At 62.2% G+C, this 17,482-nt stretch carries 13 protein-coding genes and 6 pseudogenes; 10 read left to right on the plus strand and 9 right to left on the minus strand.

Annotated features, from left to right (window positions below; all coding sequences use genetic code 11):
* Window positions 1-15: 15 nt before the first annotated feature.
* The 5 genes from BJG93_RS29900 to BJG93_RS29920 all read right to left on the minus strand — a co-directional run bounded on the left by BJG93_RS29900 (window position 16) and on the right by BJG93_RS29920 (window position 6,046).
* The gene (locus tag BJG93_RS29900; RefSeq protein WP_027194857.1) at window positions 16-1,911 is read right to left on the minus strand and encodes an FAD-binding monooxygenase; all 1,896 of its coding nucleotides are present in this window, start codon (window positions 1,909-1,911) and stop codon (window positions 16-18) included.
* Window positions 1,912-2,112: 201 nt separating this feature from the next.
* Entirely contained in the window at window positions 2,113-2,319 is a 207-nt protein-coding gene (locus BJG93_RS29905; protein ID WP_027194858.1) for a hypothetical protein, read from the minus strand.
* 16 nt (window positions 2,320-2,335) lie between these two features.
* The gene (locus BJG93_RS29910) at window positions 2,336-4,213 is read right to left on the minus strand and encodes an extracellular solute-binding protein (RefSeq protein ID WP_027194859.1); all 1,878 of its coding nucleotides are present in this window, start codon (window positions 4,211-4,213) and stop codon (window positions 2,336-2,338) included.
* 59 nt (window positions 4,214-4,272) lie between these two features.
* The gene (locus BJG93_RS29915) at window positions 4,273-5,592 is read right to left on the minus strand and encodes a PQQ-dependent sugar dehydrogenase (protein WP_027194860.1); all 1,320 of its coding nucleotides are present in this window, start codon (window positions 5,590-5,592) and stop codon (window positions 4,273-4,275) included.
* Window positions 5,585-6,046 carry a DUF2231 domain-containing protein gene (locus BJG93_RS29920; RefSeq protein WP_034477611.1) on the minus strand — a complete coding sequence of 154 codons (462 nt, stop codon included), beginning with the start codon at window positions 6,044-6,046 and terminating at the stop codon, window positions 5,585-5,587. Before BJG93_RS29920 ends, BJG93_RS29915 begins: the two co-directional genes overlap by 8 nt.
* A 667-nt stretch (window positions 6,047-6,713) precedes the next feature.
* Between BJG93_RS29920 and BJG93_RS29925 the strand changes: the two genes are divergently transcribed.
* Entirely contained in the window at window positions 6,714-6,899 is a 186-nt protein-coding gene (locus tag BJG93_RS29925; RefSeq protein ID WP_034477798.1) for a hypothetical protein, read from the plus strand.
* Window positions 6,900-7,048: 149 nt separating this feature from the next.
* The gene (locus tag BJG93_RS29930; RefSeq protein ID WP_071336704.1) at window positions 7,049-7,531 is read left to right on the plus strand and encodes a hypothetical protein; all 483 of its coding nucleotides are present in this window, start codon (window positions 7,049-7,051) and stop codon (window positions 7,529-7,531) included.
* Between the two features lie 107 nt (window positions 7,532-7,638).
* Here BJG93_RS29930 and BJG93_RS29935 read toward each other — a convergent pair.
* Window positions 7,639-8,597: pseudogene (locus BJG93_RS29935) on the minus strand (MBL fold metallo-hydrolase).
* A 165-nt stretch (window positions 8,598-8,762) separates the two neighbouring features.
* Here BJG93_RS29935 and BJG93_RS36545 point away from each other — a divergent pair.
* Window positions 8,763-10,426, plus strand: a pseudogene (locus BJG93_RS36545) (IclR family transcriptional regulator).
* Here the strand turns inward: BJG93_RS36545 and BJG93_RS29955 are convergent.
* Window positions 10,416-11,420 (minus strand): annotated as a pseudogene (locus BJG93_RS29955) (FAD-dependent monooxygenase); the annotation flags it as partial. The pseudogenes BJG93_RS36545 and BJG93_RS29955 overlap by 11 nt on opposite strands.
* A gap of 65 nt (window positions 11,421-11,485) precedes the next feature.
* On the opposite strand from BJG93_RS29955, the gene BJG93_RS29960 reads away from it, so the two are divergent.
* A complete protein-coding gene (locus tag BJG93_RS29960; protein WP_231337653.1) occupies window positions 11,486-12,643 on the plus strand; it encodes a Vgb family protein in 1,158 nt (385 codons plus the stop codon).
* Window positions 12,644-12,714: 71 nt separating this feature from the next.
* On the opposite strand, the gene BJG93_RS29965 is transcribed toward BJG93_RS29960, so the two are convergent.
* Window positions 12,715-13,134, minus strand: a complete 420-nt coding sequence (locus tag BJG93_RS29965) for a DUF1810 domain-containing protein (RefSeq protein WP_027194866.1) — start codon at window positions 13,132-13,134, stop codon at window positions 12,715-12,717.
* Between the two features lie 351 nt (window positions 13,135-13,485).
* On the opposite strand from BJG93_RS29965, the pseudogene BJG93_RS36550 reads away from it, so the two are divergent.
* The 3 pseudogenes from BJG93_RS36550 to BJG93_RS36560 form a co-directional block, all read left to right on the plus strand.
* A pseudogene (locus BJG93_RS36550) lies at window positions 13,486-13,701 on the plus strand (UPF0182 family protein); the annotation flags it as partial.
* Window positions 13,702-13,867: 166 nt separating this feature from the next.
* Window positions 13,868-13,951 (plus strand): annotated as a pseudogene (locus BJG93_RS36555) (hypothetical protein); the annotation flags it as partial.
* Between the two features lie 61 nt (window positions 13,952-14,012).
* Window positions 14,013-14,486: pseudogene (locus BJG93_RS36560) on the plus strand (UPF0182 family protein); the annotation flags it as partial.
* 75 nt (window positions 14,487-14,561) lie between these two features.
* Here the strand turns inward: BJG93_RS36560 and BJG93_RS29975 are convergent.
* Complete coding sequence (locus BJG93_RS29975) at window positions 14,562-15,023, minus strand: hypothetical protein (RefSeq protein ID WP_027194869.1); 462 nt, start codon at window positions 15,021-15,023, stop codon at window positions 14,562-14,564.
* Between the two features lie 323 nt (window positions 15,024-15,346).
* Between BJG93_RS29975 and BJG93_RS29980 the strand changes: the two genes are divergently transcribed.
* From BJG93_RS29980 to BJG93_RS29990, 3 genes are all read left to right on the plus strand, one after another.
* Window positions 15,347-15,562: a hypothetical protein gene (locus BJG93_RS29980; protein ID WP_082194495.1), complete on the plus strand. Its 216-nt coding sequence runs from the start codon at window positions 15,347-15,349 to the stop codon at window positions 15,560-15,562.
* Between the two features lie 245 nt (window positions 15,563-15,807).
* Window positions 15,808-16,713 (plus strand): S1C family serine protease, encoded by a 906-nt coding sequence (locus BJG93_RS29985; RefSeq protein WP_027194870.1) that lies wholly within the window; start codon window positions 15,808-15,810, stop codon window positions 16,711-16,713.
* A gap of 18 nt (window positions 16,714-16,731) precedes the next feature.
* Window positions 16,732-17,400: a response regulator transcription factor gene (locus BJG93_RS29990; RefSeq protein WP_027194871.1), complete on the plus strand. Its 669-nt coding sequence runs from the start codon at window positions 16,732-16,734 to the stop codon at window positions 17,398-17,400.
* The last annotated feature ends 82 nt before the right edge of the window (window positions 17,401-17,482 follow it).

Genomic DNA, 17,482 nt, shown 5'->3' on the forward strand with positions numbered 1-17,482 from the left:
AGTTTTTCGTTGTAGTCAACGCGCGCGGAAGATGGGCCGGAAGAAGGCGTTCAACTCCGCGTATGCGTTCAATGGAAGAACATGGGCCACGTATTGATCGGGACGTACCACGACGAGTGCGCCTCGTTCGCGATCGATGCCGCGCTCGTCGAAGATATCAGTCGTCGCATCGCTCGTAAATGCCTTTTCGTAGTCGATCAGGCCATGGCGACCCTTGCGCGGCAGCAGCAGGGCGGGAAGGTCCTGAAGACGGACTTCGCGATGCGGTTGTTGCAGCACCGCGCGCAGATCGAGAACGCTGTCCACGTCGGCGTCCTTCGGCGTGACGAGCCGCAAAACGGAATCGGGCGACGTGTCGAGATGCTCGCACAGCGCATTCAGCGCACGGCGTGATGCGTCCGCGAAAGCGTACAGTCGCCAGCGGCCGTCCGCGCGTGCTGCGTGCCCGAGGTGGAATGGCCTTGCATCCGCGAGGCGAACGACCGGCGACGAGTGAAACCGCGTGCCGATTGCAAAGCCTTTGGCGAGCGCCTGATGCGTCGCTTCACCGGTCAGCGTGGCCGGTCGGTAGCGCGTTGCGACGCCAGCCGTATAGCGGCCCGCGCGAACGAAGTACGCCTGAAGCTCGGCGGGGTCGACGCCGCCCGCCTCGGGCCGGCTCGGGTCCTTCGGCGGAGCGGCCATCATCGCCGACCATTCCTTGTCGAACTCGATCAGCTCCTGCGCAATGGGTTGGCGCTCGTCCGAATACGTGCGCAGCAGATCGGCGTCGCTACGCCCTTCGAGCACCGCGCCGAGCTTCCAGCCGAGATTGAAGCCGTCCTGCATCGACACGTTCATGCCCTGGCCCGCCTTGGCGCTATGCGTATGGCAGGCATCGCCCGCGATGAACACGCGAGGTTCGCGCGAGGTGCCGTCGGCGGCAATGGCGTCGTCGAAGCGGTCGGTGAGGCGCTGGCCGACCTCATAGACCGAGAACCACGCCACTTCTTTCACATCGAGCGTATACGGATGGAGGATTCGCTGCGCCGTCTCGATGATGCGATCGACCGTGATCTGTTTGAGGCTGTCGCGGTTCTGCGGCGTGACATCGCCGAGGTCGACATAGAAGCGAACGAGATATCCGCCTTCACGCGGGATGATGAGCAGGTTGCCCTTGCTCGCGGACTGTATCGCCGCTTTCAGCCGGATGTCCGGAAAGTCGCTGACGGCCAGCGCATCCATCACGCCCCACGCATGATTCGCCGCATCGCCGCGCAGCGTTTGTCCGATCGCGGTTCGTACCCGGCTGCGCGCGCCGTCGCACCCGACGACATAGCGCGCGCGCACGGTCACGTTCCCATCATGCCGGGCAGGATCGGTATGGCGCAGCGTAACCCGGACCGGATAGTCGTCCGTATCGTCGCGCTGAAGGTCGACGAGTTCGAGGCCGTAGTCCGGTTCGATCCGTCGCGCGGAACGACGCATCGTGTCGAGCAGATATTCCTGAATGCGCGCCTGATTGACGATGACGTGCGGAAATTCCGAAAGACCCGTTTCGGTGTCTTGAACGCGACCGGTACGACTGATCGCGCCTCGGTCGTTCGCATCGGGTCGCCAGAATACCGTTTCGTTGACCCAATAGGCTTCTTGCAGCAAGCGATCACTGAGGCCGAACGCATTGAACATTTCGACGGTGCGGCAGGCGACGCCGTCGGCCTGTCCCATCTGCAACGGTCCGTCGCGACGCTCGACGATGCGCGTGCTAATCGACGGGAATTGTGACAGTTGCGCCGCCAGCACGAGTCCGGCAGGGCCGCTGCCGACGATGAGCACGTCGACCGTCTCGGGCATCTGCGCAGCATGCGCATTGCCGATGGCTGGCTCGACCGTGGGATCGCCGACGCGGAAACCGTTGAGATGAAATTGCATGACGTCCTCCTCCGTTCAGTAGATATCTGCTGAACGCGAATATACTCCGTACACCAACTATGTTGAAGTACTTCGTGCGAGGATGGATGTTTACCCTGGTTCGCAAGCGCTAGTGGATTGTCGGGAACGGCCACGCATCGGTGAGTGGCGTGCGGACATGCGTGGCCATTCCAATGTCGTCATTGCCTTCGAGCCTCTGATTCAATGGCCGTGCCAATGGCCGCCATGGCCACCCCAGTAGCCGCCCACGCCGATGCCGAGGCTCACGGACGGTGCGACGTAATACCCGGGCGCATAGCCATAGGCGGGTGCTGGCGCATAACCATAGCCATAGCTGGGCGGCGGCGGGGCGACGACGCAGCCTGCCACGCCGACTGCCAGGATGATTGCAAAGAGTAGTCTGGTCATGATCGTTGCCCTCCAGTCATCGAGGAGATGCAAGATTCAGTCCAGGCGTCTTCTGCCACCACGTCGACAGTACCCATTCGTCGGCGGCGAAGTAAAGCGGCAGCTTCGCGGGATAGGCGAGGCTGCTGCGGTACGCGATGCGATGAACCGCCGAATACCAGTGCGGAACGACGTAATAGCCGTTCATCAACACCCGGTCGAGCGCGTGGGTCGCGTCGACGAGCTGCTCGCGCGTTTGCGCGCCCAGCACCTTGCGCAAGATCGCATCGACGGCGGGCAACTTCACGCCCGCGAGGTTATCGGAGCCCGGCTCGTCCGCGTACTTGCTGCCGAAGCGCGACAGCTGCTCGGTGCCCGGCACCTGCACGTCGGGCAGGCGCACGGTCGTCAGGTCGAAGTCGAACGCGTCGATGCGCTTTTGAATCAGCGCAAAGTCGGCGGTGCGAAAGTTCATCGTGATGCCGAGCTTCTGCAGATTGCGGCCGAATGCGGCGGCGACCGGCTCCATCGACGCGCCGCCGCCCGTGTCGCCGAGCAGTTCGAAGACGAACGGCTGACCCTTCGCGTTGCGCAGCGCACCGTCGCGATAAGTCCAGCCCACCTGCGCCAGCAGTTCGCGCGCCTTGATGAGGTTGGCGCGCAGCGACCCCGGCGGATCGGTGTCGGGCTGCTGCGGCATGTCGCCGAACACGGCGGGATCGAGTTCCTTGCGCAGCGGCTCCAGAATCGCGAGTTCGCCTGGGCTGGGTTTGCCCCTGGCCTGCAGGTCCGTATTGACGAAGAAGCTGTCCGTGCGTTTGTACTGGTTGTAGAAAAGCTGCCGGTTGAGCCACTCGAAGTCGAACGCGAGATCGAGCGCTTCGCGTACGCGCACGTCCCGGAACAGCGGCCGCCGCAGGTTGATGAAAAAGCCCTGCATGCCGGCGCCGTTGTGATGAGGAAACTCGCGCTTGATCAACTCGCCGCTGTCGAAACGCTTGCCGATATCGCGCCGCACCCAGCTTTGCGCGGTGTGTTCGACGAGCACATCGTACTCACCCGCCTTGAACGCTTCGAGCTGCGCGACCGCGTCCGCGTACAGCTTGTAGTCGATGTGCGCGAAGTTGTGCGTGCCCACGCGGACGGGCAGCGACGCGCCCCAATAGTCCGGATTGCGCTTGTAGCTGATGGTTCGGCCATTGTCGTACCGGTCGATCAGATAGTCGCCGCTGGCGATCGGCTTCTCGAACGCGAGTTGGTCGAAAGGAATGCGCGTGCCGTCCGGCCTCATGCCCCACTTGTGCGAAAACACCGGGATGCCGCCCGCGAGCAGGGGCATCTCGCGCGTCGCGACCTTGAAATCGAAACGGATCGTGAGCCGGTCGAGGACCACCGCGCGCGCGATCTGCCCGAAGTACACCGCGAACTGCGGCAGCGCCTGCGGACTTTTCAGCGTGTCGAACGAGAACTTGACGTCCGCTGCCGTGACCGGGTCGCCGTTTGAGAAACGCGCCTTCGGATTGATGTGGAAGGTTGCCGACAGGCCGTCTTTCGCGACGTCGATGTCGTCGGCGAGCAGACAATACGCGCTCGCCACTTCGTCGGCGCTGCCGGTGGTGAGGCTTTCGAACATCAGCCCCAGTCCCGGTGCGGGATTGCCTCGCAGCGTAAACGGATTGAACTTGTCGAAGCTCGTCAGCCGGTTCGGATTCGCGAGTACGAGGGTGCCGTCGCGGGGCGCGTCGGGATTGACGTAATCGAAATGCTTGAAATCGGCTGGGTATTTTGGCTCGCCGTATTGGGCGATGGCGTAGACCGCCCAGTCAGAATTGGCGCTCCAGATGGCCGCGGCGCTCAGCGCGAGCGCGAGCAGCAACCGCCACCGGTTGGACGAGCGGATCGTCGAATAACTCATCACTATGTTGCGATATCCGCGCCGCCGGATCCGCACGGCAGGCGATCGCGCTGTGTGCATCAGCCGCCCGCGCCGGTCACGCGCCACACCGTGTTGCCGACGTCATCGGCGATCAGGAGGCCGCCGTCGCGATCCTGAGCGACGCCCACGGGTGCGCCATACAGCTCCTTCTGATCCGGCGATGTAAAGCCGGTCACGACATCCTTTGGCGCGCCGACCGGTTTGCCGTTCTCGAAGGTCACGTACGAGACCACGTAACCGCTCAACGGCGAGCGGTCCCAACTGCCGTGCTCGCCGATGAACGCGCCGCCGCGATATTGCGCGGGCAGGTTGTTGCCGGTATAGAACGTCAGTCCGAGTGCTGCAACATGCGAGCCGAGCGAGAAGTCGGGGGCAATCGCCTTCGCGACGAGGTCGGGACGCTGCGGTTGTGCGCGTGGATCGACGTGCTGGCCATAGTAGCTGTACGGCCAACCGTAGAAGGCGTTCTCCTTCACCGAGGTCAGATAGTCGGGCACGAGATCGGGGCCGATCTCGTCGCGCTCGTTCGCGATGGCCCACAGCCGGCCCGTCGTCGGTTCCCATTGCAGGCCGGTCGGATTGCGAATGCCCGCGGCGTAGATGCGGCTTGCGCCCGTCGCCGTATCGACTTCGAGGACGTCCGCGCGGCGATATTCGACTTCCAGGCCGTTCTCCCCGACATTGCTGTTCGAGCCGACGCCCACATACAGCTTCTTGCCGTCACGACTGGCGAGCAGCGCTTTGGTCCAATGATGGTTGATCGTATCAGGGAGATCGGCGAGTTCGACGCCGCGCTCGCTGATGGTGGTTTCGCCCGTCTTGTACGGAAACTTTAGTATGGCGTCCGTATCGGCGACATACAGGGTATCGCCGACGAGCTGCATGCCGAATGGCGAGTGCAGATGGTCGATGAACACGTACCGCTCCCATTCGCCGCTGCCGTTGGCGGGTTTTCTGAGCAGTGTGATGCGATTCGCGCCTTTCTCCTTCTTTCCCGACCGGCTTTCGATCATTCCGGCGATCACCTGCTTCGGCGTGGTCACGGCCTCCTCGTTCGGGCTATTGGATTCGGCGACGAGGACGTCACCATTGGGAAGCGTATAGAGCTGGCGAGGGTGCACGAGTCCCGAGGCGATCTTCTCGATCTTCAAGCCGTCGGCCACCTTGGGCGTCGCGCCGTTTTTCCACCCGGCGTATTTCGGCACCTGCATCGGCGGCGCGAAGAAGTTGCGTGCCCGCGGTATCGACGGATTCGCTCCTGCCTGTTGCGACGGCGTGTACTCAGCCTGTACGTGGCAGCCGCTGAGCAGCACCGGGATGGCGACGACGAGCGCGCTGCCGGCGATGAGCTTATCCATGGGTCGCCTCCGGGAGATCGAGCCTGTTCAACGCCATGGCGACGTGGGCGATGCTCAGCAGCACGACGGTGATGACCGACAGAATCACGTTATCCGGGACCATCGCATAAGCGTCGCGGCTGTGCACGAATGCATTGACGATCGCCGCGATGATCGCGAGCAGGTTGAGCCAGAAGTCCATTCTTTCGATGCGGGTCACGCGCCGACGCCGCTGCAACCAGACGTGACCGAAATTAAGCAACCGCGGAATGATGGCAATAATGAGGCCCACCGTGACGAGCCACGCGGCGCCCTTGCCCCAGAACACGTTACGGCTGCTCATGTAGGTCAGGTCGAAAATCAACGCGCCGACGAACATCCCGTACGGGATGGGGTTCAATAATTCGAAGATCGCGGGCGCGAGTTTCGATGGCTGGCTGGCTGGAGGTCTGATAGCGGACCGGGTGGCGGACATGGCTTTTCCTCTCGAAGTTGAGCCGGTGTCGTCGTCGCGCGCATTAGCCATGCCTGAACATTTCGGTTGACTGTCGGTCGTCGCGCTCTGCGCGGTTTGGCATGCGCGATGCTGCCATTGGAGATTATTCGTTTGCGGCGTCACGAATGAGCGATGCGAGGAGCCGAGATGAAACGATTCATATTGGCGGTTTTACTGCTGATGCCATTGACCTGCGGCGTAGCGAGTTGTCAGAAAGCGCACAAGGCCGGCAACGACAGCATGAATGCGGGCGGCGCAAAGATCGATGTTTCGGCATCGGCGCCGGTGGATGGGGCGGCGGGGGCGCGGCGGTAGGGAAGGGTTAGGTTTCAGGGGCTGTGGCCGGAAGTCCGCTATTCAGCGGACGCGAGAGCCAGCTCGATCCAGCGCCTTGATCGCGTTGGCGGTGCCCGCCGCGAGTCCATTGTCGGTGACGACGACGCTTTACGTCGACTTTTAATGACGAGACACGCATACCGACTTTTTTGTCCAGCTGCGATACTCGACCGATGCGGTTGCAAATGAGATACCCGGCGTAATCGTGAATAATTGTCAAAACGTTCTAATCTCAAATTAAAGATGTTGACCGTAACGAGTCAGGATGGTTAAGTCGTCGGGTGTTTTATGGACAAGTAGAAAAGGCCAAATGGAACAACAGAAGAAGGAAGGGACCGGCGGCAAGGAGGAGTGCCAGGTCTGCCGTGTGACGTATTCACTATTTTCCAGCTTCCCTGCAATGCCGTCCGCGATGGCTCTGAGCGTCGATATCGGTGAATTCTTTCCGCAGGATACGTTGCGGTCGTATTCGACCGGAGCGACGGTAAGCGAGTAGTTGGCGAGCGATCCGCCGATGATACGGGCGGTGGCATTCGCGGCGCACATATCGACCACTTCAGCTGCCCCGGAAGCGCGGCGACGCGCGCATGGCAAGCATCCGGCGGGGATCTCCAGAACGCCCGCGTCAAATTCCTGGGTTATTAAATGAAAAAAGCTTTTTTTCTCCTGCTGTTTTTTCCGGCTGTCTCTTTCGCGCTAGATGGGACCGGATCGGTAGATTTTGACTCTGCAATTGTTCCGCTATTGAACAGAAACACAGTTCTCAAAGACCTCGTGCTTTGTAACTTCGATATCGTCGGCGATCCAATGGGGACGCGAATCGGCGACGTTCAATCGAAGGCTCTGGGAGGAGACAGAGTCGGGCCTTATTCAATGTGGGCAAATTGGCACGGGAATTCAGGTGTAAAGCCAGTGATTCTCACTATAAATACGCGCACAAATTTTATCGACGCGCACGGAAAGAAGGTGAGAGGCGATTTGCAAAAAGCGGTTCGCATTGAGGAATACGTCGAGAGTGTCACGATAGAGCCGCCAGACAAAGACCAGCCGCAATCTGTTCCCGGTGGGCTAAAGCACAGTATCGACGCGCAGGCGTGCTCGGTGAAAACTGGCCAACGCAGCAAATAGCGGGATGACGATTGGCCATAGGCCGAATCGTCACTCGCGTCGGGCGCGGCGTTTCCGAACGGAAAAGACGAAAGACCGGACTGCCATTCCTCTAGTTCGTAGGCGGATCAGTTCTGCAGCGCGTCCCACATTTCCTTGTCGCGCTGCGCGGTCCAGATGCGCGGATGGCTGATGCCGCTCGCTTCGTCGTAGGCTCGCGATACGTCGAACGGCAGGCAATGCTCGTAGATGAAGACGTTGCCGAACTTCGGGTCCATAGCCTTGCGCGTGAGCGCCATCGCACCCTTCAGATCGAGTTTGTTCTTGAATGCATCACGGCCCGCCTGCAACAGCGTAGTGACGAAGTCTTTCGTGTAGTCGAGGCCTTTGTTCACTTCGGTCGGCGACAGCAGCGCGGGGCCGCGACCCCGACCAGCTTCTGCGCGTTCAGCGCGCGCAATGCCTCGAGCGTCGCGGGCCATTGTTCGAGTTGCGCGTCGCCGCAATAGCAGGCCGCGTCATACTCGACCAGGTCGCCGGAGAACAACACTTTCTGCGACGGTAGCCAGACGACCGTGTCACCCTTCGTGTGGCCGGAGCCGAGATGCGCGATGCGGACTTCGAGCTTGCCGAGAAAGAGCGTGATTTCCTTTTCGAAAACCAGTGTCGGCCACGTCAGGCCAGGCACTGTTTCGACACCTGCAAAAAGACGCGGAAAGCGTTCGATTTCCGACTTCATATCGGCTTCGCCGCGCTCGGCGATCATTTCGTAGGTGCCGCGGCTGGCGATCACCTGCTGCGCGCCTTCCTTGAAGTACGCCGACGCACCCAGCACGCGCACCGCGTGATAGTGCGACAGCACGACGTATTTGATCGGCTTGTCGGTGACGCCGCGAATCTTCGCGATCAGGTCTTGCGCCATGGCCGGCGTGGCGGTGGTGTCGACGATCAGCACCCCGTCGTCACCGATGATCACGCTCGAGTTGGGGTCGCCCTCGGCCGTATACGCATACGCGTTTTCCGACAATTGGGTCCACGTGATCTTCTTTTCTTCCAGGTCGGCCTGGGATGCGAAAGCCTTCGCCATGTCTGTCTCGCGACTGGTTGGGGATGACTAATGGTCGTCGCCATGCTTATATTTGTCAGTGACAAAATATCTTGTCATTCACTAAGTCAGGGTAAACTCCGTTGGTGGGTCGGCATGTCCGATCGGATACCATCTAGGCCTTCCACGGCGACACCGCACAACACGATGGCTGACACGACAATCGAAAAGAAACAGCGGGGCATTCAGAGCGTCGAGGTCGGCGCACGCCTGCTGCAGGCGCTGGCGCGGCAGCGCGTACCGCTCGGGCTGACCGAACTGGCCGGCGACGCGCAACTGTCGTCGGCGCAGGCTCATACGTATCTCGTGAGCCTCACGCGGCTCGGCCTCGTCAAGCGCGACGTCCTTACCGGAAACTACGAGCCGGGTCCGCTCTCGTTGCGACTTGGGCTCATGCATATCGAACAGCAGCCGGTCTATCGCGTCGCGGCGCCCTACGCGGCCGCGCTCGCAGCGCGAATCGGTCTGAGCGTGGCGATCTGTGTGGCGGGCGTGCAGGGACCGACCATCGTGCGCTACGAGCGCAGCGGTGCGCCGCTGCATGTGAATCTGCACATCGGCACGGTGATGTCGCTCGAAGCGACCTCGACGGGCCGCGTCTTCTGCGCGTTCTGCGCGCCCGGGCAGGTCGCCGACATGGCGCAGAGCCAGGCGCGGCCGACGGACTCGACCCCGGCCCGTGGCCGCGCTGCCAAAAGGCCGGCTAGCGCCGAGTGGCGCAAACGCCTCGATGAGATCCGCGCTCGCGGCATCGAGCGCGGCATCGATGCGCCGAGTCCGGGCGTCAGCAGTCTGAGCGTGCCGGTGTTCGATGGCGACCAACGGATGCAACTCGCGTTGACGGCGATCGGCCCGTCGGGCGCGATCGACGTCGAATGGGATGGTGCGGTCGCACGTCAGTTGCTCGACACTTCCCGACGTATCACCGAAGCGGTGCTCCCAGCCGCCTGAGAACCATGCAGATCGAAACCCCGGGCGCCTCCGAGGCGAACCCGCCCCAACTCGACGACACGAAAGCTCAGCGCGGCATCAGCGCGCTCGACAATACCGGCGAACTCCTGCTTGCACTCGTTGCCGCGGGCCGTCCGCTGTCGCTGCGCGATCTGGCCGCCGCCGCCGATATGCCCGCCGCCAAGGCGTTTCCGCATCTGGTGAGTCTGCTCAAGGTGGGCTTGCTGAGCCGCGACGACGCGGGTCTCTTCGGCGCGGGACCGCTCGGCATGGAGCTCGGCCTGATCGCGTTGCAGCGCCTGTCGCCGATCCGCGATGCCGAACCGGAGATCGTCGCGCTCGCGGCGCAGTCCGGCATGAGCGTCGCGGTAGCGATCCTTGGACCTTTGGGGCCTACCGTGATCCGCTTCGAAGAATCGGCGAGACCGCAACATGTGAGCCTGCGGGTCGGCACGGTGGTGTCGCTTGTCAACACAGCGATAGGACGCGTGTTCGCCGCGCATCTCGCGGACGACGTATTGGTTGGGCTGTTGTCGCAGGAATCGATCAGGCTCGCGGGCGCACCGGTTGGCGAGGTGCTCGTGTCGCCGAAAAAGGGTGTGACGTCGTTGGCCCCGGCCTATCTGGCACGGCGTGCGAAGGTGGTGAAGGAAGGCATTGACGACGCGCTCGATGCGCCGGTGCCGGGCATCGGCACGTTGGCCGCGCCCGTGTTCGATCACACGGGCAGTGTCACTCTGGTGGTTGCGGTGATCGGTACGTCGAGCAGCTTCGATTACAGCCTGCAAGGCACGACCGCGCAAAGGCTCCTGGCGACGACCAGACGGCTGTCGTGGCGGTTCGGCTGGATCGGGCGCTGAACGCAAGCCGACCCGCCGGGTCAACCTGCGCGCACCAGTGCGAGGGCTCGAGCAGCACGTCGGCATTGCCAATGTGGTTCGCCAGCAGCAGCACCAGCTTCGCGTTCATGAAATCGGTGCTTGCCGCGCCTGGCACCATCGCGCCGCTGAACGGATCGGCGTCGCGCGTGTTCAGCGGTGAATCGCGCAGCACCGCCGGCACCGACAGACGGCCGCTGTTGACCATGCGCCGCGCGAACGGACACTCTTTCGCGAGCTTCAGCGTGGCGTCGCGGAACGTCCGCGAGACCGCGCTTTTCGGCGTGATGAAGTCGGTGGCGCGCGATGAGTTCAGGATGTTTTCGTCCGCGGCATCTTGGCGCTCGGATGCATAGGTATCGAGCAGCGCGGGCGGCGCGTCGCCATCGACGACCAGTCGCAGCTTCCAGGCGAGATTGTCCGTGTCCTGCACGCCGCTATTCGCGCCGCGCGCGCCGAACGGTGACACGCCATGCGCCGAGTCGCCGGCGAACAGCACGCGGCCATGCCGGAAATTGTCCATCCGCAAGCACGAAAACGTGTACACGCTGACCCATTCGAGCTCGAATTCCGTGTCGTCGCCGAGCAGTGCTTTCACGCGCGGAATCACCTTGTCGGGCTGCTTCTCCGCGACCGGATCGGCGTCCCAGCCGAGCTGGAAATCGATGCGCCAGACGTTGTCGGGCTGCCTGTGCAGTAGGACCGATTGATTGCGATGAAACGGTGGATCGAACCAGAACCAGCGCTCGGTCGGAAACGACGCTGTCATTTTCACATCGGCGATAAGGAAGCGGTCCTTGAAGGTGCGACCGTGGCTGTCGAGGCCGAGTGCCTTGCGCACCGCGCTGCGCGCGCCGTCGGCGGCGATCACATATTGCGCGTGCATCGAATAAACGCCGTCCGGCGTTTCGACTTGCAGTTCGACATAGTCGTCCTGCTGGGTCACACCGATCACGTTGCTTTTCCAGCGCATCTGCCGTCGAGTGCGGGCAGTGCCATTCGTGATACGTTAACCGGCACAAGCAGTCGTGGAGGCCGCCCATGCTGACGCATTCGTTGTTTCTCGCGGGGCTTCTCGTGATGGTCATGGACCGGTTTGGCCCATCGATGTTTTCGATGAAGGGCGCTGAACATGCCAGTGCGGTGACTACAAACACTTCCCGAACCTATCTGGCGTATCCAGGCGCGCGGCTCTGCGGGTTCCTCACTTCGGCACCTATATACGCGATAGCTTGCGCGATCAGCGCGGGCATCGTTGGCCTCGCGCAGGCTCAAGCACAGCCGCCATCGTTCGAAAGCTTCGCGGTCCCGGCCGGCAGCGCGCCGCATGACGTTGCGCCGGCGCATGACGGCACCGTGTGGTACACCGCGCAGGCGCGCGGAGTGGTCGGGCGGCTGGACCCGCGCAGCGGCAAAATCGACGCCGTCGCGCTCGGCCCCGGATCGGCGCCGCACGGCGTCATCGTCGGTCCCGATGGTGCGGCGTGGGTCACTGACGGCGGACAGAACGCAATCGTGCGCGTCGATCCGAAGACGCTTGCCGTCACGCGTTTTCCGCTGCCCAAGGACCGGTCAGACGCCAATCTGAACACCGCCGTGTTCGACAAACAGGGGCATCTCTGGTTTACCGGGCAAAGCGGCATCTACGGCGAACTCGATCCGCAGCGAGCGCGCATGCGCGTCTTCGATGCACCACGCGGCACCGGGCCCTATGGTATCTGCGCGACCCGCTCCGGGGATCTATATTTCGCGTCACTGGCTGGGAATTACGTTGGCCGCATCGACCCGACGACCGGTGCGGCACAGGTCAATGAGCCACCAACGCCGAATCAGGGCGCGCGCCGCGTCTGGGCCGATTCCAGCGGGCGCGTCTGGGTCAGCGAATGGAACGCGGGAAAAGTCGGCGTTTTCGATCCCGCCACGCATCAATGGCGCGAATGGCGACTGCCCGGCAACCATCCGCACGCGTACGCGATATTCGTCGACGACCAGGATATCGTCTGGCTCAGTGAATGGAGCGCTAACGCGCTAGTGCGCTTTGATCCGCGTGCCGAGCGGTTCGACGTGTTGCCGCTGCCGCGTGACCACGCGAACGTGCGTCAGATGATGGGCCGTCCGGGCGAACTCTGGCTGTCCGAATCAGGCACCGATCACCTGCTGCTCTACCGCTCCCGTGCAGCCGACCCTAGCGGGCAGTGACGACACACTGCACCGCAACGGTAATTCCACAGTGCACTGCGCCCCGTGCGCAGGCTGGCCACGACTGTGTTTTAGAGCAGATCGAGAGTTCGCGGATCGGCTTCTCCGCCGAAATACTTGCGCAAAGCTTCGACAAATACGTCGTTGTCGTTGGTGGCGCGCGCGAACAGGGTGACCGACGAGCGAAACTTGAGGTAATCCGGATACCCGAAAATCTCCTCGATGGAGCGGTCGCCGACAAGGTTGACCAGTTGCGTCGTTTCGCGCAGCCGTGGGCCGAGTATCGGGTGGCGCAGATAAGCTTGCGCCTCGGCCAGCGACGAAAGCGCGAATCGCTGAGCCATTGCGCTTGCGCCGAGCCCCTGGATCTGGGGAAACACAAACCACATCCAGTGGCTTTGCTTACGTCCATGCTTCAGTTCATCGCATACCTGGGCGTATACCGGGTTCTGTGCATCGAGGAAGCGCTGAAAGTCATCGAAATCGTTCATTTCATACTCCGCGGCGGGCATGAAACCTATCGTTGAATTACGATTCTCCCACCTGTTTTCCAGCCGGGTACGCGGCGCGACTGTTATAAGCGGTGCCAATGCCAATGGCCACACCGAACTACAATAATTCAACCGGTCCGAACCCGCTCCATCCGAACTCGGGTTACACAGGTCATGGGGCGGCTGTGCGCTGACTATCCGTCTGCGTTGGCGGGCCGTTTAGCTGCACTCCCGGCAGAGCGGCAGTGCGCGACTGGGCCGCTCGCAGCAGGGCATGGGCGACGACAAGCACAGGAGGGACTATGCGGTCTGAAGACCGGCGTGCGCCTGAGACGTTATGCAATCACGGCGATGGCCGTCATCGCAGGTCTAATTGTCGTCGGACGCATTACCGGGATCCTGGTCGACTGGCCGTGGTTCTCTTCGATCGGCTATGGTGGCGCTTTCTGGACCATGCTTTCCGCGAGAGCGCTACTGTTTGCGGCGGTGTTCGCAGTCTCTGCGTACGCGATATGGCGGTCCGGGATGTTGGCGCATCGTTACGCGAGGGGCGTCAATATCTTGCGAGCGGAAGCAGCCGCACCGCGGCGCGCGACGGAAGTTGCTGGCGATCTGTCCGGACTGCTCGCGCCGCGCGTTCCGTGGCGCGCCACCATTGCCTGCGCAGCGGTCGTCATTGGGCTGCTTATCGCGGCTAGCGAAGTCTCTGTTCGGCAGTTCGTTTGTGTCCGCGGTGATCTATCCATCGCTGTTTCAGCGCTTCTATGTCAAACCGAGCGAGCTGAAACTGGAAACACCCTATATGGAGCGCACTATCGCGCTAACGCGACAGGCTTACGGCCTTGCGAAGATCGAGGTTAAACCGTTTGAGGCCGGTCTTTCCCAAGGACAAACTGGTCTATGGGCCGTTTCAGATCGAAGCACGGATTCAGCAGAATACCGAAATCTCGCAGCAGATCCTCACTGTGAACCGAATGGGCTCTCGGGTCATCCGCGGTCATCTTGTGGTAGTGCCGATCGAGAACTCGATCCTCTACGTGTCTCCGCTCTATTTGCGCGCGGCGTCCGGTCAGTTGCCGGAGTTGAAGCGGGTGATTGCCGCCCATGGCGACCGGGTGGTGATGGAGGACAGCCTGGGTGAAGCGCTTGCGGCGTTCTTCAAGGAGACCGCGTAGGCCGCATCGCCGCACCGGGGCACAGTGGACGCTCGCGCGCGAGAGGCACTTGCCCACTATGACCGCGCCATCGAGCTACTAAAGGCGGGAGACTGGAGCGGCTTCGGCGCGGAACTGGATGCCCTCCGGCCGCTGCTCGAGGCACTCGGTGCCGGCCGTTCCGATGATCGGAAATGACCAGGGGAAATTAGCCGGGTCCGCGCTGCCTGGCGGGTGGCGTGGCTGCGTGAATCGCTCAAAGCTGTGCGTCGATCAATGCGGTTCGCCGAGGCAAGCGTCGGCAACATCGACGATCGGCTCGTCGTCGGCGTGAGCTTGAGGAAACCGGTCAACGCACTTGATCTGAACGTAGGTCCACCACGTTCCCGGTGGATCGTGACCCAGCCACATCAAAGTGGCTGCAACCTTGGTGCGCAATCCCCACTGCCGCCAGTCAGCACCTGTTGGCGAAAAGTTTCCGTGAATGTCCGTGTACAGGTTGCGGTCCAATCCGTACTGCCTTAGATAGGGCGGATTGATGCGCTCCTCGGGCGTAGCCGGCTCGCCACGCGCGATGTCTGCTTGCGCTGTTGCCGTATCCCGGCGGAAATCGCTCACCGCATGACCGATCACCGCCAGTTCGAACAGCAATGCCCCGCCAACTGCCATGCGGGTCACAATGGTGCAGAGCGAGAGCGCCCAAAGTACCCGCCTTCTGGTCGTCGGTGTCTTCATCACTCGCGACGTCCTTCCGGCATTGGATTTGCCGCCATGCCGGGCGCCTCTACCCTTTGTAGAATGTCAAACGCCTTTTCGGCATCGCCCAGCGAGTCGACCGCGAGATGCTGGTCGACAGCAACATGCCGCAAGACGCAAGACGCAAGACGCTTAATACCTTTGGAAGGCCGCCTCGGACCTCATTAGAAAAAATCTACTTGACGAACGGCACACGGGCAAGGCCTGTCGGACTCCGCGCCGGTCGGCAATCTGCGTCCAACTTGCTGCTATTGCGCATCTGTATCAAGATCAAGTCGCCTCATCACGAACAGGCGACTCCCATGACAGACGATCCCGATCCCGATTCCGATGCTGCTGCCGATCCCGACCAACTGAAAGCCCCGGGCGGCATGACCTTGCGGCAAATCCACGAACAGGTGCGGAGCTCCGCCCAACGCGACCGCGAAGTACAGACTCGGCGCAATTCACCCGCGCCGCCGCAAAGCCGGTGGCAGCGGTGGGTGCGCTACGTATGGGGCCGCAGCGGGCGGCGCTAACCGCAGTTTGGAGTGAATGACAATAGTGGCCGATCTCTGCCTCAGATTGCACCGTGACATCCTCACTGCATTTGCCCGGCTACCCATTTGGGTGGTGTGCGCCCTCCGTCCTTCTGTCATTGTGAACACGTCGTCGTAACGCTACCTGGACAGGTGAGCAAACGACTACGCGGGGCACAAGCAGGTCGCACGCATTTGGCAGGGGAATTGAAATGGAAACCACATCCTCAAGCGGAAATCCTTTGATGGATCTGTCGGACAATCTGGCAGACATTGTCACGCGAGTCGGGCGGAGCGTCGTGGCAGTACACGGCCGACATCGCATGCCGTCGAGTGGGGTAATCTGGCGACATGGCGTCGTCGTGACGGCTGCGCACACGATCAGGCGTGAGGACGGGATCGAAGTTACATTGACCGACGGCCGTACGGTCGCCGCAGTCCTCGCGGGCCTGGATCTGGGGTCCGACGTCGGCGTGCTGAAACTGGACGGCGCGGACATGGACCCAATCGATTCCGGCGATGCCCACTCACTGAAGCCGGGTCACCTTGCGCTCGCCGTCGCACGTGCGGACGATTCCGGCATCAGCGCTGATTTTGGCGTGATCGGCAGCATAGGTGGTCCCTGGCGCACGTGGAAAGGCGGACAACTCGACGCGTTCGTGCGATTGGACGGCGGTCTGCGCCCAGGTTTCTCCGGGGCGGCCCTCGCGGATATGCGCGGGCAGGTCATGGGCATCTGCACCTCGGCACTGATGCGCGGCGCCGGTATGGTGATTCCGGGGATGACGGTGGAGCGTGTCACCGATGAACTGCTGGCTAAAGGGCACGTCTCACGCGGCTACCTTGGCGTCGGCACACAGCAGGTCGCCCTGCTGGATGCCTGGGTCAATAAAATGAACCTGTCATTCAGCAGTGGATTGCTGATCAATTCGCTTGCGCAGGGCGGTCCTGCGGAGCAGGCGGGCGTGCTGATAGGCGATGTACTGATCGAACTGGACGGCAAGCCTTGCCGCGACATTGGCGACGTGAGTGCCGCACTTGGCTCCGCAAACATTGGGCAGCAGTTGCAAATCGCCTTGATCCGAGGTGGCGAACGCCACGCGTGTTCGATAACAGTGGGCGAACGACCTCGACGGAATTCGTGCAGGTAAAGTCCGGGAAGCGACGAAATGTCGGATGGACAGACGGTACAGACGGCGCCGTTACGGGTCGCCGTGATTGCGACATCGTGGCAAGAGCGCGTAAGCCTGCAAGCGCTCGTCGAGGCGAACCCGGCATTTGAGTTCCTGGGTAGCGCAGCCGACGCCGAAAAGCTCGTCGATTGCCTCGCCGGATCGGTGCCGGATGTGGTCGTCACCGACATCGCGCCGGAGGCGAGCGACGCGCTCAAGACGCTATTCGAACTCTCGCACGCGTTACCGTCGCTGGTCCTGTTGAGCGACGACCCGGACAGCGACTGGATCCTCGATGCGTTGCCCGCCGATGCGGCGGCGATCCTGCCGCGCAACGCGATGCCAGCTGAAATCGTCGTGTCCATCGAAGCCGTCGCCGCAGGCCTTTGTGTGGTGACGCGCGACGTCCTCGTAAGGTTGCTGGCCGGAACGAGAGCGCCGCGCCAGAAGCTATCCGGCGAACCGCTCGAAGCCTTGACGTTACGAGAGATTGGCGTGCTGGCGATGCTCGCGGACGGACTCGGGAACAAGGAGATTGCGCGGCAACTCGACATTTCGGACAACACCGTCAAATTTCACCTCTCCTCCATCTTTGGCAAACTCGGCGCGACCAACCGCACGGAAGCGGTGATGCTCGGCATGCGGCACGGATTCATCATGGTGTAAACAGATTCGACGACATGCCGCCAATCAACAGATGCGCCGCCGCCGTCGCGGCGCGAGCGATTGATTACGGGGTTGGCACGAC

It is taken from the genome of Paraburkholderia sprentiae WSM5005, assembly GCF_001865575.2.
Lineage (GTDB): Bacteria > Pseudomonadota > Gammaproteobacteria > Burkholderiales > Burkholderiaceae > Paraburkholderia > Paraburkholderia sprentiae.

What these genes read in the sequence shown, in the direction of transcription:
- BJG93_RS29975 (WP_027194869.1), bottom strand. Translation starts at nt 15,023, where the DNA reads ATGAAGACACCGACGACCAGAAGGCGGGTACTTTGGGCGCTCTCGCTC.
- BJG93_RS29980 (WP_082194495.1), top strand. Translation starts at nt 15,347, where the DNA reads ATGACAGACGATCCCGATCCCGATTCCGATGCTGCTGCCGATCCCGAC.
- BJG93_RS29920 (WP_034477611.1), bottom strand. Translation starts at nt 6,046, where the DNA reads ATGTCCGCCACCCGGTCCGCTATCAGACCTCCAGCCAGCCAGCCATCG.
- BJG93_RS29905 (WP_027194858.1), bottom strand. Translation starts at nt 2,319, where the DNA reads ATGACCAGACTACTCTTTGCAATCATCCTGGCAGTCGGCGTGGCAGGC.
- BJG93_RS29990 (WP_027194871.1), top strand. Translation starts at nt 16,732, where the DNA reads ATGTCGGATGGACAGACGGTACAGACGGCGCCGTTACGGGTCGCCGTG.
- BJG93_RS29925 (WP_034477798.1), top strand. Translation starts at nt 6,714, where the DNA reads ATGGAACAACAGAAGAAGGAAGGGACCGGCGGCAAGGAGGAGTGCCAG.
- BJG93_RS29915 (WP_027194860.1), bottom strand. Translation starts at nt 5,592, where the DNA reads ATGGATAAGCTCATCGCCGGCAGCGCGCTCGTCGTCGCCATCCCGGTG.
- BJG93_RS29960 (WP_231337653.1), top strand. Translation starts at nt 11,486, where the DNA reads ATGCTGACGCATTCGTTGTTTCTCGCGGGGCTTCTCGTGATGGTCATG.
- BJG93_RS29985 (WP_027194870.1), top strand. Translation starts at nt 15,808, where the DNA reads ATGGATCTGTCGGACAATCTGGCAGACATTGTCACGCGAGTCGGGCGG.
- BJG93_RS29910 (WP_027194859.1), bottom strand. Translation starts at nt 4,213, where the DNA reads ATGAGTTATTCGACGATCCGCTCGTCCAACCGGTGGCGGTTGCTGCTC.
- BJG93_RS29965 (WP_027194866.1), bottom strand. Translation starts at nt 13,134, where the DNA reads ATGAACGATTTCGATGACTTTCAGCGCTTCCTCGATGCACAGAACCCG.
- BJG93_RS29900 (WP_027194857.1), bottom strand. Translation starts at nt 1,911, where the DNA reads ATGCAATTTCATCTCAACGGTTTCCGCGTCGGCGATCCCACGGTCGAG.
- BJG93_RS29930 (WP_071336704.1), top strand. Translation starts at nt 7,049, where the DNA reads ATGAAAAAAGCTTTTTTTCTCCTGCTGTTTTTTCCGGCTGTCTCTTTC.